The sequence below is a fragment of the Kribbella lupini genome (assembly GCF_039529595.1).
GTDB lineage: Bacteria > Actinomycetota > Actinomycetes > Propionibacteriales > Kribbellaceae > Kribbella > Kribbella lupini.
Genome location: NZ_BAAANC010000006.1, coordinates 196,321 through 220,516 on the forward strand (window position 1 = coordinate 196,321; position 24,196 = coordinate 220,516).

25 protein-coding genes are annotated in these 24,196 nt (G+C 69.5%); 13 read left to right on the plus strand and 12 right to left on the minus strand.

Annotation, left to right across the window (positions count from 1 at the left end; translation table 11 throughout):
- Nucleotides 1-15 precede the first annotated feature (15 nt).
- The 7 genes from ABD235_RS39445 to ABD235_RS39475 all read right to left on the minus strand — a co-directional run bounded on the left by ABD235_RS39445 (nt 16) and on the right by ABD235_RS39475 (nt 7,848).
- Nucleotides 16-780 carry a phosphotransferase gene (locus ABD235_RS39445; protein WP_344183751.1) on the minus strand — a complete coding sequence of 255 codons (765 nt, stop codon included), beginning with the start codon at nt 778-780 and terminating at the stop codon, nt 16-18.
- Nucleotides 780-1,244, minus strand: coding sequence for a hypothetical protein (locus ABD235_RS39450; protein ID WP_344183753.1), 465 nt, complete (start codon nt 1,242-1,244; stop codon nt 780-782). The genes ABD235_RS39445 and ABD235_RS39450 overlap by 1 nt, the downstream gene beginning before the upstream one ends.
- 56 nt (nt 1,245-1,300) lie before the next feature.
- Complete coding sequence (locus ABD235_RS39455; RefSeq protein ID WP_344183755.1) at nt 1,301-2,338, minus strand: SDR family oxidoreductase; 1,038 nt, start codon at nt 2,336-2,338, stop codon at nt 1,301-1,303.
- A 630-nt stretch (nt 2,339-2,968) separates the two neighbouring features.
- The gene (dprA, locus tag ABD235_RS39460; RefSeq protein ID WP_344183757.1) at nt 2,969-4,177 is read right to left on the minus strand and encodes a DNA-processing protein DprA; all 1,209 of its coding nucleotides are present in this window, start codon (nt 4,175-4,177) and stop codon (nt 2,969-2,971) included.
- Nucleotides 4,174-5,754 (minus strand): YifB family Mg chelatase-like AAA ATPase, encoded by a 1,581-nt coding sequence (locus tag ABD235_RS39465; protein ID WP_344183759.1) that lies wholly within the window; start codon nt 5,752-5,754, stop codon nt 4,174-4,176. Before ABD235_RS39465 ends, dprA begins: the two co-directional genes overlap by 4 nt.
- The gene (locus tag ABD235_RS39470; RefSeq protein WP_344183761.1) at nt 5,754-6,113 is read right to left on the minus strand and encodes a YraN family protein; all 360 of its coding nucleotides are present in this window, start codon (nt 6,111-6,113) and stop codon (nt 5,754-5,756) included. The genes ABD235_RS39465 and ABD235_RS39470 overlap by 1 nt, the downstream gene beginning before the upstream one ends.
- A gap of 124 nt (nt 6,114-6,237) precedes the next feature.
- Nucleotides 6,238-7,848: an APC family permease gene (locus ABD235_RS39475; protein WP_344183763.1), complete on the minus strand. Its 1,611-nt coding sequence runs from the start codon at nt 7,846-7,848 to the stop codon at nt 6,238-6,240.
- 136 nt (nt 7,849-7,984) lie between these two features.
- Between ABD235_RS39475 and ABD235_RS39480 the strand changes: the two genes are divergently transcribed.
- Nucleotides 7,985-8,923 (plus strand): tyrosine recombinase XerC, encoded by a 939-nt coding sequence (locus tag ABD235_RS39480; RefSeq protein WP_344183765.1) that lies wholly within the window; start codon nt 7,985-7,987, stop codon nt 8,921-8,923.
- Nucleotides 8,924-8,998: 75 nt separating this feature from the next.
- A complete protein-coding gene (locus ABD235_RS39485; RefSeq protein ID WP_344183767.1) occupies nt 8,999-9,478 on the plus strand; it encodes an RrF2 family transcriptional regulator in 480 nt (159 codons plus the stop codon).
- 13 nt (nt 9,479-9,491) lie between these two features.
- Here ABD235_RS39485 and ABD235_RS39490 read toward each other — a convergent pair whose 3' ends face one another.
- Nucleotides 9,492-10,538, minus strand: a complete 1,047-nt coding sequence (locus ABD235_RS39490) for a M23 family metallopeptidase (protein ID WP_344183769.1) — start codon at nt 10,536-10,538, stop codon at nt 9,492-9,494.
- Between the two features lie 297 nt (nt 10,539-10,835).
- Between ABD235_RS39490 and rpsB the strand changes: the two genes are divergently transcribed.
- From rpsB to ABD235_RS39520, 6 genes are all read left to right on the plus strand, one after another.
- Entirely contained in the window at nt 10,836-11,816 is a 981-nt protein-coding gene (rpsB, locus tag ABD235_RS39495; RefSeq protein WP_344183771.1) for a 30S ribosomal protein S2, read from the plus strand.
- A 360-nt stretch (nt 11,817-12,176) separates the two neighbouring features.
- Entirely contained in the window at nt 12,177-12,995 is an 819-nt protein-coding gene (gene tsf / locus ABD235_RS39500) for a translation elongation factor Ts (protein ID WP_344183773.1), read from the plus strand.
- 54 nt (nt 12,996-13,049) lie between these two features.
- Nucleotides 13,050-13,811, plus strand: a complete 762-nt coding sequence (gene pyrH, locus ABD235_RS39505) for a UMP kinase (RefSeq protein WP_344183774.1) — start codon at nt 13,050-13,052, stop codon at nt 13,809-13,811.
- A 173-nt stretch (nt 13,812-13,984) separates the two neighbouring features.
- Complete coding sequence (gene frr / locus ABD235_RS39510; protein ID WP_425553225.1) at nt 13,985-14,539, plus strand: ribosome recycling factor; 555 nt, start codon at nt 13,985-13,987, stop codon at nt 14,537-14,539.
- Entirely contained in the window at nt 14,539-15,372 is an 834-nt protein-coding gene (locus ABD235_RS39515) for a phosphatidate cytidylyltransferase (protein ID WP_344183778.1), read from the plus strand. The genes frr and ABD235_RS39515 overlap by 1 nt, the downstream gene beginning before the upstream one ends.
- 31 nt (nt 15,373-15,403) lie before the next feature.
- Entirely contained in the window at nt 15,404-16,012 is a 609-nt protein-coding gene (locus ABD235_RS39520) for a GNAT family N-acetyltransferase (RefSeq protein WP_344183779.1), read from the plus strand.
- Here ABD235_RS39520 and ABD235_RS39525 read toward each other — a convergent pair.
- The gene (locus tag ABD235_RS39525) at nt 16,002-17,012 is read right to left on the minus strand and encodes an LLM class flavin-dependent oxidoreductase (RefSeq protein ID WP_344183781.1); all 1,011 of its coding nucleotides are present in this window, start codon (nt 17,010-17,012) and stop codon (nt 16,002-16,004) included. The two genes, ABD235_RS39520 and ABD235_RS39525, sit on opposite strands and share 11 nt — an antisense overlap.
- Nucleotides 17,013-17,176: 164 nt before the next feature.
- Here ABD235_RS39525 and ABD235_RS39530 point away from each other — a divergent pair, with 164 nt between their 5' ends.
- The gene (locus ABD235_RS39530; protein ID WP_344183782.1) at nt 17,177-17,821 is read left to right on the plus strand and encodes a C39 family peptidase; all 645 of its coding nucleotides are present in this window, start codon (nt 17,177-17,179) and stop codon (nt 17,819-17,821) included.
- A gap of 46 nt (nt 17,822-17,867) precedes the next feature.
- Here the strand turns inward: ABD235_RS39530 and ABD235_RS39535 are convergent, their stop codons facing one another.
- Nucleotides 17,868-18,689, minus strand: a complete 822-nt coding sequence (locus ABD235_RS39535) for an SDR family NAD(P)-dependent oxidoreductase (protein WP_344183784.1) — start codon at nt 18,687-18,689, stop codon at nt 17,868-17,870.
- Between the two features lie 71 nt (nt 18,690-18,760).
- Between ABD235_RS39535 and ABD235_RS39540 the strand changes: the two genes are divergently transcribed.
- From ABD235_RS39540 to ABD235_RS39550, 3 genes are all read left to right on the plus strand, one after another.
- Nucleotides 18,761-19,663: a LysR family transcriptional regulator gene (locus ABD235_RS39540; protein WP_344183785.1), complete on the plus strand. Its 903-nt coding sequence runs from the start codon at nt 18,761-18,763 to the stop codon at nt 19,661-19,663.
- 64 nt (nt 19,664-19,727) lie between these two features.
- Nucleotides 19,728-20,846: a dual-specificity RNA methyltransferase RlmN gene (gene rlmN, locus ABD235_RS39545; protein ID WP_344183786.1), complete on the plus strand. Its 1,119-nt coding sequence runs from the start codon at nt 19,728-19,730 to the stop codon at nt 20,844-20,846.
- A complete protein-coding gene (locus ABD235_RS39550) occupies nt 20,846-21,379 on the plus strand; it encodes a DivIVA domain-containing protein (RefSeq protein WP_344183788.1) in 534 nt (177 codons plus the stop codon). The genes rlmN and ABD235_RS39550 overlap by 1 nt, the downstream gene beginning before the upstream one ends.
- A 4-nt stretch (nt 21,380-21,383) precedes the next feature.
- On the opposite strand, the gene ABD235_RS39555 is transcribed toward ABD235_RS39550, so the two are convergent.
- Entirely contained in the window at nt 21,384-22,079 is a 696-nt protein-coding gene (locus ABD235_RS39555) for an alpha/beta fold hydrolase (RefSeq protein ID WP_344183790.1), read from the minus strand.
- Between the two features lie 131 nt (nt 22,080-22,210).
- On the opposite strand from ABD235_RS39555, the gene pdxY reads away from it, so the two are divergent.
- Nucleotides 22,211-23,062 carry a pyridoxal kinase PdxY gene (pdxY, locus tag ABD235_RS39560; protein ID WP_344183792.1) on the plus strand — a complete coding sequence of 284 codons (852 nt, stop codon included), beginning with the start codon at nt 22,211-22,213 and terminating at the stop codon, nt 23,060-23,062.
- Here pdxY and ABD235_RS39565 read toward each other — a convergent pair.
- Nucleotides 23,047-24,150: an LOG family protein gene (locus ABD235_RS39565; protein WP_344183794.1), complete on the minus strand. Its 1,104-nt coding sequence runs from the start codon at nt 24,148-24,150 to the stop codon at nt 23,047-23,049. The genes pdxY and ABD235_RS39565 overlap by 16 nt on opposite strands.
- Nucleotides 24,151-24,196 lie beyond the last annotated feature (46 nt).

Here is a 24,196-nt window from a genome sequence, read left to right on the forward strand (position 1 = left end):
GCGCGCCGTACCGCTTCAGCCCAGCGCGCGCTCGAGCTGCTCCCTCCGCGTCTCCAACCACCGCAGCTCCGCCGCGTAGAACTCCAGCGACACCGCCGAGTCCCGCGCCCCGAGGCCCCAGCCTTCGACCCGCCCAGCCTCCCGAAGCTTCGCCCGCACCAATGCCGGCACCAGCCCGCGACGGTCCTCGAGCCCGTACGCATCGGCGAACACCCGCAACCGCGCACCCAGATCAGGCACCTCCTCGAACCCCGCCTCGAGCAACTGCCGATCCGACTCCAACGGCACGAACGCCCAGGCCGCCGCCGCAACATCCAGCAACGGCTTCGTCGGCCCACACGCGTCCCAGTCGATGAATGCCACCGGCCGCCCGTCCCGGTACACCGTGTTCCAAGGCCCCAGATCCCCGTGCGACATGATCTCGCCGTCCTTCAGCACAACCCCGGGCGGCACGAACCCCGCACTGGCCACATGCAACCGCCGCAACAACCGGGCGACCCCCACCAGCGCCCCCTCCGACCGCATCTCCGCCGTCAGCGGATTCCCCTTCCCAGGCGCCCACTCCGGATCCGCCGCCACCACCCCCGGCACAAAGCTGAGGACCTCGACCCCACCCTCCACCCCAAGCACCCGAGGCGCCCCCTCGAACCCCACAGCCTCCAGATGCCGCAAGTAGGCATGCACCACCGGCGCCGCCGCCCCGACCTCCCGCCGTACGGTCTCCCCACGGCGAACCACCGAAGGATTGTTCCGCCCACCCGCCAGCACCTCGTCGCCCATCACCCCAGCATGCCCTTCCGCGGTTCACTGGTCGGGACGACGCTCACCGACTCCAGGTCGATGGTCATCGGCGCAAACTCCTGGTTCGCGACGTTGTGCTCGTCGCGCAGGTGGACCAGGCGGAGGATGTAGAACAGGAAGCCGTCGAACACCTTTGGCTTGTGCGTGTAGTGCGCGATCGGGCTTCCGATCACGTCGGGCTGGTAGGCCATCCGCCTCTGCCGGAAGATCTTGTCGTGGTAGAGACCCCAGTCGGGGTTGTGGTTGGCGATGGGGTCGGGCGAAGGTGAGCGCGGTAGCCGACGACGCCGTGTCCGGCCGGCCTCCGACCAGGGCTCGATCCCGTCGGTCTCGACGTCGGGGTGGACGAACACGATCGGCGCCGTCAGGTAGTTCGAAGTGGCCGCGCTGGTGAAGTAGGCGACCTGGATCGCGTCCCAGCGAGTCTCGTTGTGCGGTTCCAATACCTGTGTCAGCAGATCGCTCAGTCTTCACGTCCTTCGTGGTTGTCGGTTCGGGGTCAGGATTCTTCGACGTCGGCGAAAGCGATCCGCACGCCGCCGGTGGCCAATTCGAAGACGCGCGGGAAGAACTCGGCGGCCTCGGGGGTCGCGACCGCTTCGCTCGCGGCGTCGTACCCGGTGAAGTACAGGTCGACCAGCCGGTACGCCGGGGTCGGCGAGCCGTCCTCCTTGGGCCAGACCCGGGACGCCTCGATGCGCTGCACACCCGGAAGCTTGGACGCCAGCGCGAGCAGGTCGCCGTACCCGCTCTCGAACGCGTCCGGATCGGCCGGATTGTCGACGATGAACGCGATCTTGGTCGGCCTTTCGGCGGTCTCCTGGATCGAGGAGACGGAGTTCGGGAAGACGAGTTCCTGGTCGCGCGACAACGCCGCCTTCGCGCGCCGCGACGGTTCGTCGACCAGAACTTCGGACACTCCGGACTCGACGGCGTCGAGGGCGGCGACCGCGACGCCCGCGGCGGGAATCTTGGAGATGTCGAGGGCGGAGACCAGATCGGTGTCCACGAATCCGGCATGGACGCCGACAACAGCGGTGCCCTGGCCAGCCAGTTCCAGCCGCAGCGCGTTGCTCAGCGACCAGGCGGCCGCCTTCGACGCGGCGTAGGTCGCGAGATGGTCGGCGGTCAGGAAGGACAGCATCGACAACATGTTCACGATCACTCCGCCCCCGTTGGCCTTGAGGACCGGCGCGAACGCCCGACTCATCACCAGCGGGCCGAAGTAGTTCGCCTCGAGTTCCTCGCGCGCCGCGGCCACCGCGTTCGGATCCAGAGCTGCCGAGCCGAGCCCGATGCCGGCGTTGTTGACCAGCAGATCGACGTCGGGCAACTCCTCGGCCAGCGCCTGAACGCGGGCATGGTCGGTGACATCGAGCTCGACCGCGACGACCCGGTCCCGGTCCGGCACGGTGCCGCGGTCACGCGCGGCGGCGTAGACCTTGGTCGCGCCGCGGGCCAGCAACTCGTCCACGAACGCGAGCCCGATCCCGCGGTTCCCGCCGGTGACCAGAGCAACGGATCCTTCGATGTTCATGACGCCTCCATGGGCATGTCGTCGGTCGAGGCTGCCGCCCCCGTCAACGTTGCCCCGCACCGGCGCCTGGTCGCGCCGGTCGAAACGACTGGCACCATCCCTGGTGGCACCGGACGGTCGCCAGCTAGCGGGAATGATGACGGTCGCCAGCTCGCGGGAATGATGACGGTCGCCAGCTCGCGGGAATGATGACGGTCGCCAGCTCGCGGGAGTGCTCCAGCCGCTGTCGGACATGCTCTGGTACCACCCCCGAATGGACTACACCGCTCCGCAGGTCTCCCGGGGGCTGTTCGCCCTGCACCTGATCCGCGACGCCGCCCCCGCCCGGAGCTGCCTGCGAGAGGCGACGCTGGAGGACCCGCGCTCGCGGCAAGATCGACGCACACGTACGCCGAGGTGATGCCGAGCTTGATGAACACCTTGTGCAGGTGCCACTCGTGAGGCCGGCCAACGCGGCTTCTGGGCGTCGGCCGCGCAGGTCGGACCGCCGCTCGTCGGGTGGCCATGAGCAGTTGGCAGTCGGGTTTATCGGCCAAGCCGGTGAAGAGTTCTCGGTTCTGCTGTGGCCCTCCAGTCGCCCAGGACTTCGAGGCGTTGCTTGTCGGATGGGGCGCGTGAGCTCCTTCTGCGTCAGGGGGCGCGTCTTTGGGTGGGGGAGAGGCGCCAGCCGGAGTCCTCGTAGGTGATGAGGTTGGCCTGGGCGAGGGTTTCCAGGCATTCCTGGACTGTGTCGTGGTCGAGGCCGGCGGTGGTGGCTATGCGGGTGGACGGGGACGGGCGGAGGACCGGGACGGCGTCGAGGGTGCGGCGGAGGTCGTGGTCCAGGGCGTCTTCTGGGGTGGCGGGGGTGTGGGGGTAGGAGGTCAGGTGCTGACCCAGGGGTGAGATGGCTTCGAGGATGTCGGCTACCGACGTGGCCACCGTGGCGTTGCGTTCTCGGATGAGGAGGTGGGTGCCTTCGGACATTCGGGAGGTGATGGGGCCTGGGACTGCGAGGACCGGGCGGCCGCACTGTTCGGCCCAGTTGGCGGTGTTGAGGGCTCCGCTGCGGATGGCGGCCTCGACGACGATGGTGCCTTGGGTGGCGGCGGCGATGAGGCGGTTGCGGGCGAGGAAACGGAGCTTGGTGGGGGAGCAGCGGGGTGGGAGTTCGCTGACCAGGAGACCTTCGCCGGCGATGCGGTCGAAGAGGGCCGTGTTGCTCTTCGGGTAGGGGACGTCGACTCCACACGCCAGGACGGCGATGGTGGTGCCGGTGCTGGCCAGAGCGCCGCGGTGGGCGGCGGCGTCGATGCCGTACGCGCCGCCGGAGACGATCGTCGTGCCGCGGTCGCCCAGACCGGCCGCGAGTTCTGCGGCGGCGTGTTCGCCGTACGAGGAGCAGGCGCGGGCGCCGACCATGGCGATCGAGGACTCGAGCAGCTCACGGAGGTTGCGCGTGCCTCTGACCCAGAGGCCGTACGGCGTGCCGCCGCGGCGGGCTTGCTGGCCGGCCTCGGTGAGCACCTCGATCTGGTCGGGCCATTCGTCGTCGCCCGGGATGACGAAGCGGGCGCCGGCGGCGTCGGCCTTGGCGAGGTCGCTTTCAGGGGAGACCATAGCGAGGCGTGACGACCAGCGTTCGAGGCCTGGGGCCTTGGTGCGAAGGAGTTCCCAGATCTCCAGCGGCTCGAGGTCGGCGAAGGTCTTCAGGGTGGCGGGGTCGCCTGGTTCGATGACTCGGGACAACGCCGCTCTCGCGAGCCGGTCCTCGTCGGAGGGCGCCGGACGGTCGAGGGCTGTGGAGGAGGCGTTGCTAGAGGCAACTACCAGATCGGTTTGCTGGTTGGCGTTGGTCATGTGCGGACGGGCTCTCTGAGAGGGCGGGTGTCTTCGAGGGGTGTCAGGGGTGCGCCGGTGCGGAGTTGGAAGGCTTCGTGGGTGAGGGCTGGGGTCGGGGCCGGTTGGGCGGCCAGATCGGTGAGGGTCCAGGCGAGACGGACGACGCGGTCGAGGCCTCGGGCGGTGAGGCGGCCTTCGGCGTAGTGGGCTTCGAGAATGGATTGGCTGATGGCGTCGAGCGGGAACTCGCGACGTAGGACCGGGCCGGGGATCTCGCTGTTGAGCTGCCAGGGCGTTTCTCGATAGCGGTGGGACTGGCGGTCGCGGGCGGCGCGGACCCGGGCGGCGACGTCGGCAGTGGACTCGGGCTGGTCTGCGGTCCCGACGCCTCTGGCGGCGGGGAGGATCTGACGCTGGATGTCCATCCGGTCCTTGATCGGGCCGCTGATGCGTTGGCGGTACCGGTTGAGGATCTGGGGTGTGCAGTTGCAGATGCCGGTCGGAGTGCCGGATTGGCCGCAGGGACAGGGATTCGCGGCCAGGACCAGGAGGAACCGCGCCGGGAACTTGGCGACAGCGGCCGCGCGGTGGACTTCGACGAATCCGGACTCGAGCGGCTGGCGCAGGGTGTCCAGCGTCAACGGGTGCATCTCAGGTGCTTCGTCGATGAAGAGGATGCCTCGGTGCGCGCAGCTGATCGCGCCGGGACGAGGAACTCCGGAGCCTCCGCCGACGAGGCTGACCAGGGACGCAGTGTGGTGTGGGGCGATGAACGGTGGACGGGTGACGAGCTCGGCGTCGTTGGTAAGCAGGCCGGCCAAGGAGTGCACGGCAGAGACCTCCAGGGACTCGTCGGTGCCCAGGTCGGGCATCAGGCCGGCCAGGCGCTCAGCGAGCATGGTTTTGCCGGAACCTGGTGGGCCGTAGAGATACAGGTGATGGCCGCCCGCGGCGGCGGCTTCGATGGCTCGACGGCCTTCGCGCTGGCCCAGGACGTCGTCGAGGTCGACCTCCGGAACCCTCGTGAGGGACTCCGACATCAGGCGTGGCTCGGCGCGAGGCGGCTCCTCGTCGGGGATCTCCTCGCCGCGGATCATCGCGAGCACCTGCCGCAGCGAGCGCACGCCGTACACGCTGATGTCCGGGACGAGGCGGGCTTCGCTCGCGTTGAGCTCCGGGACGATGATGCGGGTGAAGCCTGCGCGGGCGGCGGCCAGCGTCATCGCGAGGGCGCCGCGGACTTCGCGGATGCGGCCGTCGAGGCCGAGCTCTCCGATGATGGCGCAGTGCCGCAGCTCGGCGATCGGGAGCACGCCGCTGGCCGCGAGCAGCGCGCACGCGATCGTCACGTCGTAGTGCGAACCGGTCTTCGGCAGGGTCGCCGGCGACAGGCCGATGGTCACCTTGCGATCGGGGAACCGTTCACCGCTGTTGACGACGGCCGCGCGGACGCGGTCCCTTGCCTCGGACAACGAGGTGTCGGGAAGCCCGATCAGGGTGGTCTTCGGCAGGCCCTGGGCGATGTCGGCCTCGACCTCGACGAGGTGGCCCTCCAGGCCGACGAGAGCGACGGACCAGGCCTGGGCGAGGGACATCAGCCCACGCCCCTCAGGTGCTCGATCGTGGGTCTGCCGCCGCCGGGAGGGACCAGTACGGCGATCACGTCGATCCGGATCTCCGGTGGGTGGAGCTCGTGCTCCTGCAGCCAGCGGCCGACCAGGCGGCGCAGGGTGCTGAGCTTGCGATAGGTGACCGACTCCAGGGGACTGCCGTACCCGAGGCCGCGCCGGGTCTTCACCTCGCACACGACCAGCGCCCGGCCCTCGCGGGCGACGATGTCGATCTCGCCCTGCTCGCACCGCCAGTTGCGCGCGAGGATCGCGAAGCCCTGCTGGCTGAGATGTTCCGCGGCGAGCTGTTCGCCGTACTGCCCGACTGCATCTTTGGTCCGCATCGATGACCACCTCCGACTAGAAGATGCCGGGATCGGGCGCGGATTCGAGGGTGACTTCGCGGCCTGTGGACAACGAAAACGCCGGCCGGGCCCGAGGGCCGGCCGGCGTTGGTGGTGTGGTGGGTCAGTTGCGCATGTGTTTGCCGCGGTTGGACTTCGGTGGCGTGCGGTCGACGCGGAGCTCGGTGGGCTCGTGGCGGATGACCTGCAGACCGCCGGTGCCCGGGTCGGTGTCGCCGACCTCGAAGTCCCAGCTCTCCTCGTTGGCCAGGCGGCTGTGCCAGCGGCCGTAGAGGCCGTAGATGGCAAGCCCGATCACCATCCAGATGCCGAACTTGGTCCAGGTGCCGGTCTTGAGGTTGAGCATCAGCCACAGGGTCGCGGCCAGCGACAGCAGCGGGATCAGCGGGACCAGCGGGACGCGGAAGCCGCGTTCCAGGTTCGGCTCGGTACGGCGCAGGCGGAGGACTCCGACGGCGCAGAACGCGAAGCAGAACAGGGCTCCGATGACCAGCAGCTCCTCGAGCTCGACCACCTTGGGGTACAGCGTCAGCAGCAGCGCGGCGAAGCCGGCCGCCGTGGCCGCTCGGGCCGGCGAGGAGTAGACGCGGCTGACCCGGCCGAGGCTCTTCGGCAGGAGACCGTCACGGCCCATGTTGAACAGCACGCGGCTCTGCGCGATCAGTACCACCATGATCACTGTGGACATCGCCAGCAGAGCCCCGAGATTGACCACGTCCGCGGCCCAGCCGACCCCGACCGCCTCGAGTGCCTCCGAGACCGGTGCGCCACCGCCGAGCTGCCCGTACGGGCGCAGGCCGACCAGGACGATGGCCATCGCGACGTACAGGACGGTGACGACCACGACGCCGAGCAGCATGCCCTGCGGGACCGTCTTGCGCGGGTTGCGGGCGTCCTCGGACGCGGTCGCGATCAGGTCGAAGCCGATGAAGGCGAACACGATCGCGCTGGCCGCGGTGAAGATGCCCATCAGGCCGAACGAACCGAACGAGGAGTCCAGCATCCAGCCCAGGAGCGTCGGGTTCGCCGTGGCGGGGGCCGGACGCTCCATCGGGATGAAGGGCTTGTAGTTCTCCATCTTGATGTGCGTCGCGCCGACCACCACCACCAGCAGGATCACCGCCACCTTGGCCGCCACGACGACGGTCAGCACGCGGGACGACAGCTTGGTGCCGGTGACGATCATCGCGGTCAGCAGCAGGATCAGCAGCGGCGCGACGAGGTTCACCTTGGCCTCGGGGCCGAAGAACTGGGCCAGCCCGTCGGGCAGGACGACGCCGAATCCGTTCAGGGTGGCCAGGAAGTACGCGGACCAGACACGGGCGACGATCGCGGCCGCGGTGACGAGCTCGAGGACCAGCGCCCAGCCGACCAGCCACGCCCACATCTCACCGAAGGTGACGTAGCTGAACGTGTACGCGCTGCCGGACACGGGAATGGTCGACGAGAGCTCGGCGTAGCACGCGGCTGCCAGCAGGCAGACGAGCGCTGCGACCACGAACGACAGGATGACGGCAGGACCGGACACGCTCGCGGCCTGCTTACCACTCAGGCTGAAGATGCCGGAACCGATCATCACACCGAGGCCGAGCACGACAAGGTCGCGTCGACCGAACAGACGCGGTAGTCGGTGCCGCGCCTCCTCGACTCGAGTGAACGCCGACTCGACCGGCAGGCGCCGGCCTACGGTCTGTCCGTTCGCTGAGGGGGCCATGGTCAGGGGTGCCTCCGTTGCTACTAGGGCAATCGGGCCGAACAGTAGTCGACCGGGGGACTACGGGCCAGACCTCCTTCGTGTCGCCGCCGCGCGGCTGCTTGCGATGCCGGAGCCGCTCACGCATCGTCGAGCCATGGCACCGGACGACGTCAGCCCAGAACCCTCCGTACCGGAGGAATTCGCTGCGTTACTGGCTGACTACGAACGGCATCTGGCGGCGGAAAGAGGCCTCAGCGAACATTCGGTCCGAGCGTACATGGGTGACGTCACCGATTTGATCGATCATTTGAATCGGCTTGGTCACGATGAGCTGGGCTCGCTCGACATCCGCGGTCTGCGGTCCTGGCTGGCCAAGCAGCAGAGCCTGGGCAAGGCGCGCAGCACGATGGCGCGGCGGGCCACGGCGGCGCGGGTGTTCACCGCGTGGGCCCAACGGACCGGGCGGATCGCGACCGATCCAGGCGCGCTGCTGGCCAGTCCGAAGGCGCACAAGACGCTTCCGGGCGTGCTGGGACAGGCGGACACGCGGGCCGTGCTGGATGCCGCCGCGGTCGCGGCCGACGACGGGAGCCCGCTCGGGCTGCGGGACCTGGCGATCATGGAACTGCTGTACGCGACCGGGATCCGGGTCGGTGAGTTGTGCGCGCTGGACCTGGACGAGGTGGATCGGAACCGGCGCGTGGTGCGGGTCTTCGGTAAGGGGCGTAAAGAGAGGTCGGTCCCGTACGGCGTACCGGCGGCCGAGGCGCTGGAGTCGTGGCTGGCGGTGCGTGCGCGGTTGGTGCGGGACGGGAGTGGGGCGGCGCTGTTCCTCGGGGCGCGCGGGGGGCGGATCGATCAGCGGACCGTACGGCGGGTGGTGCACGCGCGGATCGGGGCCGTGGACGCGCCGGACATGTCGCCGCACGGGTTGCGGCACACGGCGGCGACGCATCTGCTCGAAGGCGGGGCGGATCTGCGGAGCGTGCAGGAGTTGCTCGGGCACGCGTCGCTGGCGACCACGCAGGTCTACACGCACGTGTCGAGTGAGCGGCTGCGCGCGGCGTACCAGCAGGCGCATCCGCGGGCTTGAGTTCTCCGCCGTACTGCGGGCTGGTGCGGCGGGGGTGATGGGCGGGTGGTGGGGGAATGGGGCAGACTGCGGGCCATGCGGGTTTCGGCAAAATCTGACTATGCGTTGCGGGCGCTGATCGAGATCACCCAGCGTTGGGTGGCCAACGATCCTTCGGTGGTGTCGGCGGAGGAGCTCAGCCGGCAGCAGGGCATTCCGCACGGGTTCCTTCAGGGGATCCTGGCCGACCTGCGTCGCGCTGGTGTGCTGTCCAGCCAGCGTGGGCAGTCCGGAGGGTGGAAGCTCGCGGTGGACCCGAACGAGATCTCGGTGGCCGACGTGATGCGCGCTGTCGACGGGCCGATCGTGAGCATCTCGGGGGTGCGGCCGGAGAGTGTCGACTACAACGAGCGGGCCGTGGTGCTGCAGCGGGTGTGGATCGCGGCGCGGGCGAGCCTGCGGGACGTGCTCGAGCAGACCACGCTGACGGACCTTGCCAAGGGCAAGCTTCCGGCGGGGGTCGAGCGGCGGTCGAAGGACGAGGACGCTTGGCAGGCGCGGGTTCCTGGGAGTTGAGTTCATTTGCTGGTCAGTGGTTTCTGATCAGGAGTGTGGCGCCGAGGGTGGCGAGGGCGCTGAGGGTGACGATCACGGTTGGTAGGGGGTTGTGGTCGTTTGTTGGTGCTTGGCGTTGCGCGGTGGGTGAGCCCGCGCGAGTTGGTGGCTGGGGTTGCTGACAAGCCGGCGGGCAGGTCGGCTGTGGCTGAGGTTGCGGCGCCGGGAAAAGAGTTGTGGGGGCTTGGGGCGGTCGGTGGGGTGCCGGTGGCTGGGGTGTGGGGAGAGTCGGGCACGGTTGTGACTGCTGTGGCGGTGGGGTGGTTGGCCGTGCCGGCTCGTGGGGTGTGGTGCCGGGGTAGCCGGGTGGCTGGGGTGGTTGGTAGGCCGGCGGGCACGTCGGCTGTGGTTGAGGTCGCTGCGCCGGCAGAAGAGGTGAGGGGTGTTGGGCCTGGAGTGGGGGTGCGCCGGGCGTTCGTGGCGCGACGCGGGCGGGGGCTGGCGTGCGTGGGGTGACGCGGGCGGGGGCTGGCGTGCCTGGGGTTGTTGGTAGTAGGCGGACTGGTTGAGCGGGGAGCAGGCTGAGGGGGTTGAGGTAGGTCTTGCCTTCCAGTAGGCCCCAGTGGAGGCAGGTTGTGGGGGCGCAGTGGGAGGCGGCTGCTGAGAGGCGGCCGATGGGTTGGGCTGGGTGGACGGTGGTGCCGGTGGGGAGGGATGGGATCACTGGCTCGTAGGTCGTGCGTTGGTGGCCGTGGGTGACTACTACGACGCTGCGGCCGGCTACTGGGCCGGCGTACGTGATGGTGCCGGGGGTGGCGGAGAGGACTGGTTGGCCAGGAGTGCCGGCCAGGTCGATGCCTCGGTGGCCGGGGAGCCAGGGCTTGGCGGGTGGGGCGTAGGCGTGGACGATCCGGGGGCGCGGATCGAGGGGCCAGACAGCATCCGGAGGTGGTGGGGCGAACGGGCGCTGGATCGCTGGGGCCATGGGTGCCGACAGAGGTACCAGGAGTGGTGGGGTGAGGGGCGCCAGAAGGGGCAGGGCGAAAAGGGCCAGCAGGGGTGTCAGCGGGAGAGGGCTCATGCTGGAAAGGTGCAGGTGAGAGGGCGAAATCCGCGGGGTGAATCGGGGGTTGTGGACAGCGTGGGGGCCGGTTCGACCAGGGGTGGTCTTCTCGCGTAGACTTCTGGTGGCGTCCCACCTCGGTGGGGCGACTTCGCACGCCTGCACACAGGCGAATCCTCTTGGTCCCGGTCCGCCGGGGAGGGATTCGCGCGGGCGTCAGGCGCGACGGACCAACCCCGGTCCGCCGCGGGACAACCGAGACAGCGTCACCGAGACGGGTAACCCGTGCGGGGCGCGACAGGAGAGAACCACGTCATGGCCGTCGTCACCATGAAGCAGCTGCTCGAGAGCGGCGTGCACTTCGGGCACCAGACCCGCCGCTGGAACCCGAAGATGAAGCGCTACATCCTCACCGAGCGCAACGGCATCTACATCATCGACCTGCAGCAGTCGCTGTCGTACATCGACCGCGCCTACGAGTTCGTCCGGAGCACCGTCGCCTCCGGCGGCGCGATCCTGTTCGTCGGCACCAAGAAGCAGGCCCAGGAAGCGATCGCCGAGCAGGCGACCCGGGTCGGCATGCCCTACGTGAACCAGCGCTGGCTGGGCGGCATGCTCACCAACTTCCAGACCGTCAACAAGCGGCTCCAGCGCCTCAAGGAGCTCGAGCTGCTGGACTTCGACGACGTCGCCGCCTCCGGCGTGACGAAGAAGGAGCTGCTGCAGAAGCGTCGCGAGCACGACAAGCTGCTCAAGACCCTCGGCGGCATCCGCGACATGGGCCGGGTCCCGTCCGCGGTCTGGATCGTCGACACCAAGAAGGAGCACCTCGCCGTTGACGAGGCGCGCAAGCTCAAGCTGCCGATCATCGGCATCCTGGACACCAACTGCGACCCGGACGAGGTCGACTTCCCGATCCCGGGCAACGACGACGCGATCCGCTCGGTCGGCCTGCTGACCCGCGTGGTCGCCGACGCCGTCGCCGACGGTCTGATGTCGCGTGGTGGCCAGGGCGCCGCCGCGGCCGGCGAGGAGCTGGGTGCCGAGGAGCCGATGGCTGCCTGGGAGCGCGAGCTGCTGGAGAGCCAGAACGCCGCCGCGGCCGCTCCGGCCAAGGCCGACGAGGCTCCGGCCGCGACGACCGAGGCCACCGAGGCTCCGGCCGCCGAGGCCCCGGCTGCTGACGCGCCGGTCGCCGACGCGCCGCTCGCCGAGTCCGGCGCCGTCGCCGAGACGATCGCCAAGGCCGACGACACCCCGGTCGAGGGCACCGAGGCGCCGAAGACCGAGGCCTGATCCCGTTCCGGGCTGCCGACTGTCTGCCGCCGGGACCCGCAAGGGTCCGAACAGCAGCAAACGGTGGCCCGGACCAGGAACGATCCGGACCGGCCTGGATCACCAGCCCGCGATCGCAAGATCCGGGCAGCAGACCCCAGTACGACGGCCCACCCGCGAAAGCCACGGCCCCACGGCGCAAGCCAGGAGCCACGACTCCAGCGGCTGAAGCCAAGGGTCACCGGTTCGGAAGGCTTCACCAGATCGACAAGGTTCCGGACACCCCGCAAGGACCCGGAACCCCGATCGCCCGGCCACCGCTTCGGCGCCCGGGCGGCGACCCACCAGCTGATCGCACCGACTAGATCGAGAGAACGAGGAATGGCGAACTACACCGCCGCTGACGTGAAGAAGCTCCGCGACGCCACCGGCGCGGGCATGATGGACGCGAAGAAGGCGCTCGAGACCACCGACGGCGACTTCGAGAAGGCGATCGAGGAGCTGCGCATCCACGGCGCCGCCAAGGCCGCCAAGCGCGGCGCCGAGCGGTCGGCCTCCAACGGCCTGGTCGCCGCCGCCGAGAACGCGCTGGTCCAGCTGAACTGCGAGACCGACTTCGTCGCCAAGAACGAGCAGTTCCAGCAGCTCGCCGCCGACATCGTCGCGCACGCCGCCGCCAGCAAGGTCGGCGACGTCGAGGGCCTGCTGAACGAGAAGCTCTCCGACGGCAAGAGCGTCGCCGAGAACATCGAGGCGCTCGCCGCGGTCATCGGCGAGAAGCTCGAGCTGGGCAAGGTCGCCGTGTTCGACGGCAAGGTCACCGCCTACATGCACAAGCGTGCGGCCGACCTGCCGGCCCAGGTCGGCGTCCTGGTCGAGTTCGAGGGCGACGACGTCGAGGCCGCCCGTGGCGCTGCCATGCAGGCCGCCGCGATGCGCCCGCTCTACACCAACCGCGACGAGGTCCCGGCCGAGACGGTCGAGAACGAGCGCCGGATCGCCGAGGCGACCGCTCGCGAGGAGGGCAAGCCCGAGGGCGCCCTGCCGAAGATCGTCGAGGGCCGGGTGAACGGCTTCTTCAAGGAGGTCGTGCTGACCGAGCAGTCGTCGGTCCAGGACAGCAAGAAGACCGTCAAGGCCGTTCTCGACGCGGCCGGCGTGACCGTGAAGCGGTTCGCCCGCTTCGAGGTCGGCGCCTGACCGTCGCCGGTTAGGACGAAACAGCACAGCATCATCGACGAGGAGGCCGGAATCGTGACGGAAACCCTGGGTACCGAGACGAATCCGGCCTCTTCGCCGTTCGATCCGGCCTATCACCGGGTGCTGCTCAAGCTGTCGGGCGAGGTGTTCGGCGGCGGCAAGCTCGGCGTCGACCCCGACGTGGTGAACTCGATCGCCAAGCAGATCGCCGAGGTGGTCCGGGCCGGCGTCCAGGTCGCCGTGGTGGTCGGCGGCGGCAACTTCTTCCGCGGCGCCGAGCTCCAGCAGCGCGGGATGGAACGCAACCGCGCCGACTACATGGGCATGCTCGGCACCGTGATGAACTGCCTGGCGCTGCAGGACTTCCTGGAGAAGCTGGGCGTCGAGACCCGGGTCCAGACCGCCATCACGATGGGCCAGGTCGCCGAGCCTTACATCCCGCGCAAGGCCGACCGGCACCTGGCCAAGGGCCGGGTCGTGATCTTCGGCGCCGGTTCCGGGATGCCGTACTTCTCCACCGACACCGTCGCCGCCCAGCGCGCGCTGGAGATCGGCGCCGAGGCGCTGCTGATGGGCAAGCAGGGAGTCGACGGGGTCTACGACTCCGACCCCAAGACCAACCCGGACGCGGTCAAGTTCGACCAGCTCTCGTACGACGACTTCCTGGCCCGCGGTCTGCGGGTCGCCGACGCCACCGCGATCAGCCTGTCCCGCGACAACGCGCTGCCGATCGTGATCTTCGGCCTCGAGGAAGGCAACATCGCCCGCGTCGTGCGCGGCGAGAAGATCGGTACGGTCGTCTCCCCAGGTCAGTGAACCGGCCCGGCCGTCTCCCGGAGCAGTGAATCGGGGCGGTCGTCTCCCCGGGTGGGTGCGCCGGGTACTAGGATCACCGACACGCGGACCGACGTCCGCGCGCAGGTGAGATTGCGTTCGTAGGGTTTGAGCGGCCGCACCGACGCGGCCCCGAGGAAGCGAGGAATGTCGTGATCGACGAAGCACTCCGCGAAGCCGAGCAGAAGATGGCGAAGGCCGTGGAGGTCGCCAAGGACGACTTCGCCGCGATCCGTACCGGCCGGGCGCACCCCTCGATGTTCTCCAACATCGTGGCCGACTACTACGGCTCGCCGACGCCGCTGCAGCAGCTGGCCGGCTTCCAGGTCCCCGACCCCCGGACCGTGCTGATCTCGCCGTACGACAAGGGTGCGATGGCGGCGATCGAGAAGGCGATCCGCGAGTCCGACCTGGGCGTGAACCCCGGCAACGACGGCTCGGTGATCCGGGTCTCGATGCCGCAGCTCACCGAGGACCGCCGCAAGGAGTACATCAAGGTCGCCAAGACCAAGGGCGAGGACGCGAAGATCTCGGTCCGCTCGATCCGCCGGCACGCCAAGGACTCGATCGACAAGTCGGTCAAGGACGGCGAGGCCGGCGAGGACGAAGGCAAGAGTGCTGAGAAGCGGCTGGACGGGATGACGAAGAAGTACGTCGACTCGATCGACCAGCTGCTCAAGCACAAGGAAGCCGAACTGCTCGAGGTGTGATGGGCCTCGACCAGAGCCCGCCTGCGCCGAGCCGCGCCGGGCGCAACCTGCCCGCCGCGATCGGCGTCGGTGTCGGCCTCGGTGCGGTGATCATCGGGTCGCTGTTCTGGCAGAAGTCGCTGTTCGTCCTGGTCGTGCTCGCCGCGGTGCTGGTCGCCGTCGACGAGATGATCCGCGCGCTGAAGACCAGTGGTGCCGCGATCCCGCGGATCCCGGTGCTTGCCGGGACCACGGCGATGCTGGTGGCGGCGTACTTCGGTGGACCGATGGCGCTGCTGGTCGGCCTCGCGCTCACCGTGCTGGCGACGATCTTCTGGCGGATGCCGAGCGGTGCGACCGGCTTCGTCCGCGACGTCACCGCCGGGGTGTTCCTGCTCGCGTACATCCCGCTGCTCGCCGGGTTCGCCGTCCTGCTGGTCCAGCCGGACGCCGACGGCCCGGAGCGGGTGGTGACGTTCTTCCTGGTCGTGGTGGCCAGCGACGTCGGCGGTTACGTGGCCGGCGTGCTGTTCGGCAAGCACCCGATGGCGCCGACGATCAGCCCCAAGAAGTCCTGGGAGGGCTTCGCCGGCTCGACCCTGGGCTGCATCGGCGCCGGGATCGGCGCGGTCGTCTGGCTGCTCGACGGCGACTGGTGGGCCGGTGCGATCGTGGGTGCCGTCGCGGTGCTGACGGCAACGGTGGGCGACCTCGGCGAGTCGATGATCAAGCGCGACCTCGGCATCAAGGACATGTCCAACCTGCTGCCGGGCCACGGCGGCGTCATGGACCGCCTGGACTCCTTGCTGGCCACGGCTCCGGCCGTCTGGCTGCTGCTCCACCTCTTGGTTTGACCGGCCGCCCTTCCCGAGGTTGGCTGGTGACATGACCATCGCTCCGGACGGCCGCCCCTTGGTCGGCGACCTCGTACGCCTCGACCGTTTCGTTGCCGCTGACACCGACCAGCTGTACGCCGCGATCGATGACGAGCGCGTGTACGCCGCAGGCTTCGGCGGCGGGCCCGGCGGTCGCCCGGCCGACGTCGAGCAGATGCGTGAGAAGTGGTCGAAGGCAACGGCCCTGCGCACGGCGTACGTCGTACGGCTGGCCAAGGACTCCGAACTGGGGGCCGAAGGCACCGTCGTCGGGACGACGAGCCTCGGCGACGTCGACCTCGCCAACGAGCGGGTCCACCTCGGCTGGACCGGCTACGCGCCGGCGGTCTGGGGCACGGCGGTCAACCCGTCCTGCAAGTTCCTGATGCTCCAGCACGCGTTCGAGGACTGCGGTTTCAGCCGGGTCAAGATCCAGACCAGCCTGGTGAACACTCGGTCGCAGGCGGCGATCGCGAAGCTCGGCGCGACCCGCGAGGGCGTGCTGCGTCGGCACATCAAGCAGCCCGACGGCAGCTGGCGGGACACGGTCGTGTTCTCGATCCTGGCTGACGAATGGCCCGACGTTCGGAAGGGTCTGCTCGCCCGGATCAGTGGCTGACGCGGAGACCGGCCAGGTCGGCCAGTAGGCGGTAGTTCTCCAGCAGGTCGGCGCGGTCGTAGGTGTTGGTCGTGATCAGCAGTTCGTCGGCGCCGGTCCGCTCGACCAGTCCTCCCAGCGCCAGATCCACCTCGTCGGGCGTGCCGTAGATCTGGCCCTGCAGCGACTGCTCGAAGAAGCCGCGTTCCTTGTCGCTCATCTCCCGCTGCGGATCGAAGGGCTCCAACGGCGGGAACACGCCCCGCGTCCGCGAGTAGGCGCTGGACCATGCCTCAGGCAACAGCAGCTGCCGAGCCGCCTCCGTCGTCGAAGCAACAGCCGCGGTAGCTGCCAGTACGACGTACGGCTGCTCGGCCCAGGCCGACGGAGTGAAGCCGGAGCGATAGCGAGCCAGCGAGTCGAGCAAGGCCGGCTCGCCGCGCGCGCCGGCGATGACCAGCGGCAGACCGAGCGACGCGGCAAGCTCGGCGCCCTCACCGATCGCCAGCACGTACGCCGGTACGCGCAACCCCTCGCCGGGTCGCGCGTGGACCTGCGGATGGTTCCTTTGGGTCCCGGTGAAGTAGCCGAGCAGCTCACGGACCTGGTCGGTGAAGTCCTCGACGGCGTCCTTCTCGACGCCGAGCGCTCGGCGGATCCCGTTGGTGAAGCCGACCGAGCGGCCGAGGCCCATGTCGATGCGGCCGGGGTAGAGCGACTCCAGTACGCCGAACTGCTCCGCAACGACCAGCGGCTGGTGATTGGGCAGCATCACCCCGCCAGTCCCGACCCGGATCCGCTCCGTGGAGGCGGCGACGGCCGCGGCAAGGACTGTCGGGGCGGAACCGACGACGCCGGGCACGCTGTGGTGCTCGGAGACCCAGAACCGGTGGTACCCGAGCTCCTCGACCTGCTGCGCGAGCCGGACCGTGCCGCGCAGCGTCTCCGCCTCCGTCTCGCCCACGCGGGTCCGCGAACGGTCGAGGATCGACAGGGGAACACCGCGCAGCGAGGAAGTCATGATGCAGAGTCCAACGGCACGGTCAAGCCTGGTCATTCCTCGTGGAAAGGAAGCACTCATGACGGACGGATCTCAGTAAGTGCTTTACATCTCCGGCCGATGCGACTGCACTGGGTGCTGGGATGGCCACTCCCGGTCATCGGGGGCGACTGTGAGGAGCTGAGATGAGCAAGAAGGTGAAAGCCGTACTCAGCGGTCTGGTGCTGACCGGCGCGTTGCTGATGCCCACGGCCGGTCCGGCGACGGCTGTGGAACCAACAGCCGCCAAGGCGGTCCCCAGCGGAGCCACCAGGACGCTGACCGCCAAGACGCTGCAGGTGGACTTCCAGTACCAGGAGACCGGCTACTGGTGCGGTCCGGCGGCGACGCGGATCGCCTTGTCGGCGCGGATCGCTCCACCGAGTCAGCAGCAGTTGGCCAACGAGTTGCCGACCACCACGAACGGCACCGACTGGATCGGTCAGGTGACGCGGGTGCTCAACAACCACCTCGGCACCGGTTGGTACGAGACCAAGGAGATGCCGAACGACCCGCCCACGCAGGGCCAGCGCGACCTGCTGTGGAACGACATCGTGCTCGACATCGACAACAACTACCCGATCGTGGCCAACATCGTGGCGCCGGCAGGCAACCACCCGCCGGGCTACCCGAACTACACGATCTACCACTACTTCACGGTGATCGGGTACGACTCCGCCGACATGACCGTCCTGATCGCCGACCCGGCCGGCTTCGCGCCGACGCCGACGTACTGGCTCACCTTCAACCAGCTCGCCACCCTCATCCCGCCGAAGGGCTACTCGGCCTGACCTTGGAACGCTTGCCCGGAGTACGTCGTACTCCGGGCTGTGGACCTCAGATCGCCGTGGAGCGGCTGAGTTCCTCCCACTCGGTGACCGAGGCCAGCAGGGCCTCGTGGTGTTCGCGGAGGCCGTCGACTGCGTCGTTGCCCAGCAGCAGGCGCAGCGGCGGGTTGCCGCTGTCGAGCGCCTTCATGATGGCGGCGACGCCCTTGACCGGGTCGTTCGGCTCGTTGCCGAGCAGCGCCGCGGTGTTGACGCGGGTCGCTCCGGCGGTCTCGCGGTAGATGTCCAGCTCAGCGGTGGTCACCTTGTTGCCGTTGAACGGCGTACGGAAGGCACCGGGCTCGACGATCAGGACGCGGATGCCGAGCGGGGCCACCTCGGTGGCCAGCGCCTCGGAGTAGCCCTCCAGCGCGTGCTTGGCCGAGTTGTAGACGCCGTAGCCGGGGTAGGTCTTCAGCCCGCCCAGTGAGCTCATCTGCACGATCGTTCCCGAGCCCTGCGAGCGCAGGATCGGCAGCACCGCCTGGGTGACCTCGGCGGCGCCGAAGTAGACGACGTCGAACTGCTCCCGCAGCTGCTGCATGCTGACTTCCTCGATGGCGCCCATCACCAGCGAGCCGGCGTTGTTGACCAGTACGTCGATCCGCCCGAACACGGCCATCGTCGCCTCGACCGCTGCCGCGACGGAGGCGGGATCGGTCACGTCCAGGGCCGCCGTGCTGGCGCCACGCGACGCCAGGTCGGCCAGTGTCTCGGGCCTGCGAGCTGTGGCCATCACCTGGTCGCCGGCAGCCAGTGCGGCCAGGACCAGCTCCCGTCCGAAGCCTGTGGAGCAGCCGGTGATCAACCAAACCTTGTTGTTGTTTTCCATGCTTCGAGTCTTCGTCCGGACCCCCGTGCGGGGCCAACACCGGCTGCCTGGCGCAGCAGTAGCCTGGGCCTGTGACCCCCGAACTGCGGCAGCTGCGCTACTTCGTCGCGGTGGCGGAGGAGGTGAGCTTCACCCGCGCAGCGGCCCGGCTGACGATCGCCCAGCAGTCGCTGTCCCAGCAGATCACCCTGCTGGAGCGGATGGTCGGCGCCAAGCTGTTCGACCGCGACAGCCGCGGCACCGCGCTGACCGAGGTCGGCGCGCTCTTCCTGCCCGAGGCCCGCGCCGTGCTCAGCAGGGCAGACCAGGCGATGGCTGTGGTCGCCCGTGCGGTCCGTGGCGAGATCGGACTGCTCCGGATGGCCTTCCTGGCGACCACCGCCAACTACCTGCTCCCGCCCGTCGTCCGAGCCGTCCGCGATCGCTTCCCGGACCTGGAGCTCGCGACCGAGGAGACCACGATCGGTCCGCTGGTAGAAGGCGTCCGCAGCGGCCGGTACGACGTGGCGTTCACGCGCCCGCCGCTGGTGGACGACCTGGCGACCAGGACTCTGGTCCGCGAGGAGGTCTGCGCCGTACTGCCGGAGGGGCACGCACTGGCCGACCGTCCGGAGCTGACCCTGAGCGACCTGGCCGCTGAGCCCTGGCTGCTGACGCCGCGCAGCTCGTGGGCGCCGTGGCACGACGCGTACGACGCGGAGTTCCGCGCGGCCGGGTTCGAGCCGAAGGTCGTGCACCGGGACGCGAGCATCCAGGTGTTGCTCGGCATGGTCGCGGCCGGGGTCGGGGTGACGAGGCTGGCCAGGTCGGCGTCCAGCTTGCGGCGTACGGGGGTCGTGTTCGTGCCGTTGGCGGGGGAGACCGTGTCGACGGAGATGGTCTGGCTGCCCGGGAACACGTCGCCGGTGCTGCCCGCCGTACGGGAAACCATCGCGGAGCTGGCCGCTGCCAGCGATCTCACCGCCGCGGGCTGAGCGTGACCGGTACCACCAGTGTGAATTTGTGAAAGCGGTCGGCGGCGAGGGACAATCGAGGGCGATGACTACCTCCCTCCCGCTTGTTTTCGATGAACCGCGCCGTGCCAAGAAGCCGCCGCGGCACCTGGCCGACCTCAGCGGGGAGGAGCGCAAGGCCGCGGTGGTGGCGTTGGGTGAGCCCGCGTTCCGGGCCAAGCAGCTGTCGAACCACTACTTCTCCCGGCTGGTCTCCGACCCGGCCGAGATGACCGACCTTCCGGCCGCGACCCGCGACAAGCTGGCCGCCGACCTGCTGCCGCCGTTGCTCACCAAGGTCCGCGACCTGGAGTGCGACAACGGGCAGACCCGCAAGTCGCTGTGGAAGCTGCTCGACGGCTCGCTGGTCGAGTCCGTGCTGATGCGCTACACCGACCGGACCACGATGTGCGTCTCGTCGCAGGCCGGCTGCGGGATGGCGTGCCCCTTCTGCGCGACCGGCCAGGCCGGCCTGACGCGGAACATGACGACCGCCGAGATCGTCGAGCAGGTCGTCGACGGCGCCCGCGCGCTGTCCCGCGGTGAGATCGAGGGCGGTCCGGGGCGGGTCAACAACATCGTCTTCATGGGCATGGGCGAGCCGATGGCCAACTACAAGGCCGTGATCGGCGCGGTCCGCCGCTTCACCGACCCGTCGCCGGAGGGCCTGGGCATCTCCGCCCGCGGCATCACCGTGTCGACCGTCGGCCTGGTGCCGCGGATCAACCAGCTGGCGACCGAGGGCATCCCGGTCACGCTCGCGCTGTCGCTGCACGCGCCGGACGACGAGCTGCGCGACGAGCTGGTCCCGATCAACAACCGGTGGAAGGTCGACGAGGTGCTCGACGCCGCCTGGGCGTACGCCGAGAAGACCAAGCGCCGGGTCTCGATCGAGTACGCGATGATCCGCGACATCAACGACCACGCCTGGCGCGCGGACCTGCTGGCCGAGAAGCTGGCCGCCCGCGGCGACTGGGGCTGGGTGCACGTCAACCTGATCCCGCTGAACCCGACGCCGGGCTCGAAGTGGACCGCGTCCGACCCGGCCGACGAGCGCGAGTTCGTCCGCCGCCTGCAGGCCGGCGGCATCCCCACCACGGTTCGCGACACCCGCGGCCAGGAGATCGACGGCGCCTGCGGCCAGCTCGCTGCCGCCAACAGTTGATGGACGCCCCGCTGTTCCGGCGGGTCAAGTGGCAGCAGGGGTACGACATCGCCGAGGTCGATGCGTTCGTCGCTCGCCTCGAGGCCGGCGTCGACGGACGGCCGGGCACCCAGCCGGTGACCGTTGACGAGATCCGCAATGTCGCCTTCCGGCCGGTCCGGTTCCGCGAGGGGTACGCCATCGAGGACGTCGACGACTTCCTCGACCTCGCCGTGCAGAGCTTGTCGCGCGGGCAGGTGGCGGATCAGCCGGCGGATCGCCGCAACGGCGCGCGGCCGGTGGATTCCCGACGTCAGCAAGACGCTCCGCGTTTCACCCCGGTGAAGTTTCGCGAGGGCTACGACATGGCCGAGGTGGACGACTTCGTCGACCGGGTGATGGCGACCGTGAACGGTCTTCCGGTCGAGCGCCCGGTCACCACTCGCGAGATCCGGACGGTCCAGTTCTCCCCGGTGCGCATGCGGGAGGGCTACGACGTGATGGAGGTCGACCTCTTCCTCGAGACCGCCGAAGGCTGGCTCGACGGCGCCTGAGGGCTCACATCCGGGTCAGGAGCGCGGCCAGTGCTGCCGGGCTGGAGAACATCGGCCAGTGGCCGGTGTCCAGCTCGGCTAGGGTCCAGGACGGGGACTCGAGGTGCTGCAGGACCGGCGTGCTCGGGGTCGGGCCGTCCATCAGGCACTTCACGTACGTCGTGGGCAGCTCGGTGATCGGTCGGGCGAGCACGGCGGGCTCGGTGATCGCTCGGCCGGGGTGCGGGGTGGACCGCTTCACGATCGTGGTGATCTGCTCGTCGGTGAGGTCCTGTCCGGCGTAGTCCTCTGCGGTCAGCGGCGGCCAGAAGCCGCCGGACTCGGCCAGCTGCCCGGCCAGCCACGCGCGACCCTCCGGTGACCAGCCCTCGGCGAAGGACTGGCCGTCGATCGGGATGTTCGAGTCCAGATAGACCACCCGCCGAAGCCTGTCGCCGAGCTGAGCCGCCGCCTGACCGGCGGGGATGCCGGAGTAGCTGTGGCCGACGATCACCACGTCGCTCAGCCCCTCGGCCGCCGCAACCACGTCAGCCACGTGCTGCGCTTGAGGAGTCTGCGCCGAGTCGGGCTGGTGTCGCTCGGCCAGGCCGGTCAGGGTCACCGGATACGCCTTGTGCCCCTCGGTCTCGAGCAGGTCGGCGACCTCGTCCCACGCCCACGCACCCAGCCACGCCCCTGGAACCAGCACGAAATCAGCCATACGGAGGAACCTAGGGCAGCGCACCGACAAACTGAGAAAGTGCGGAGCAAGGCGAGGTGGGGGAGTGGGTGCCGCCCGGCCCGGCACCACGTCCCGCCGGCGCGGCCGGCGGGGGATGGGATGATCGAACGGTGAAGATCCTCTCCATCCAGTCCGCCGTCGCCTACGGGCACGTGGGCAACTCCGCCGCCGTGTTTCCGCTCCAGCGCATCGGGGTGGAGGTGCTGCCGGTCTACACGGTGAACTTCTCCAACCACACCGGGTACGGCGCGTGGCGCGGGCCGATGATCAGCCCGGACGACGTCCGCGAGGTGCTGCTCGGCATCGAGGACCGCGGTGTCCTGCCGCAGATCGACGTGGTGCTCTCGGGCTACCAGGGCGGCGAGGGAATCGCCGACGTGATCCTCGAGACGGTCGAGCGGGTCAAGGCGGCCAACCCCGCGGCGGTGTACTCCTGCGACCCGGTGATGGGCAACGCGAAGTCCGGGTGCTTCGTCGCGCCGGCGATCCCCGTGCTGCTGCGCGACCGAGTGGTCCCGGCCGCCGACATCATCACGCCCAACCAGTTCGAGCTGGGCTTCCTGACCAACACCGAGCCCGACACGCTCGAGTCCACGCTGGCCTCGGTCGAGCTGGCGCGCGCGACCGGTCCGCGCACGGTGCTTGTCACGAGCGTCGAGCGTCCCGACCGCGAGGACGGCACGATCGAGATGCTGGCCGTCGACGACAGCGGCGCGTGGATCGTGCAGACGCCGTACATCCCGATGAAGGCGAACGGCTCGGGCGATGTGACGGCTGCGCTGTTCACCGCGCACTACCGTCGTACGGGGGATCTCTCCGAGGCGCTCGCGCGGACCACGTCGAGCGTGTTCGACCTGCTCACCCGGACCCACGAGTCGGGCGAGCGTGAGCTGCAGCTGGTCGAGTCGCAGGAGGCCTACGCGAACCCGCAGCTGCAGTTCAAGCCTCAGCGCGTGGCCTGAACCAGCGTCGCGGCGTCCTCGATGGTGTCGACCAGGTGGACGGACGACGCCATCGGCCGGCTGTCGGCCAGGGACTGCAGGAGCGGCCAAACTGGCAACCGAGAGGTCCAGTGCTCGATGCCCACCAGCACCATCGGCACCTGCGTGGCCGGGTCGCCGTAGTAGTTGGGCGTGACGGCCTGGAAGATCTCCTGGACGGTGCCTGCGGCGCCCGGCAGGTAGATGATGCCGCCGCGGGCCCGGCTGAGCAGGACGTCCTCGCGCTGGGCGTTGGAGAAGTACTTCGCGATCGACGAGGCGAACACGTTCGGCGGCTCGTGACCGTAGAACCAGGTCGGGATCGAGACGCCGCCCTCGCCCGGGTACGTACGGCGGACCGCCAGGCCGGCCGCGGCCCAGGCGGTGATGGACGGGCGGAAGGAGGGGACGGCAGCCAGTGCATCCAAAGCTGAGTCAACGGCTGAGGAGTCGTACGACGCCAGCATGGCGCCCAGGTTCGCCGCCTCCATCGCGCCCGGGCCGCCGCCGGTGGCGACGGTCAGGCCGGCACGGCTGAGGCAGCGGCCGAGCTCGACGGCCGACCGGTACGTCGGGTCGCCGCGCTTGATCCCGTGGCCGCCCATCACGCCGATCCAGGGCCTGCCGTCGGGGAGCTCGTGCAGCGCGTCGGCGATCGAGTGGTCGTGCAGCGCGGCCGCGAGGGTCCGGCTGGTGTCACCCTTCTCGTCGTGCTGGCGGGACCAGGCGTAGACCTTGGCGTCCGGGGTCGCCTCGTAGCCGGCCTCGAGACCGGCGTACAGCTGGTCGGCGTCGTACAGGGCAGCGCGGTACGGGTCGAACGGCAGCTCGGGGATGGCCGGGAAGAGCAGTCCGCCGCCGTCCCGGATCCAGGCGGCCGCCGGCTCCTCCAGGGTGCAGCCGAGGAACAGCGACCCCACCGGCGTCAGGCCCAGCAGCTGCTCCGTACGGGCGGACAGGTCGACCGACTGGACCCGCCAGCCGGCCATCGAGGTGGCTCCCGCGGCCACGATCCGGTCGAAGTGGTCCAGCGACTCGATGTCCACGTGCGGAATGCTCGGCTGCGTCACCGCAGCACCCTAGAACACTGTCGGTCAGCACCGAGATGAGGTATTG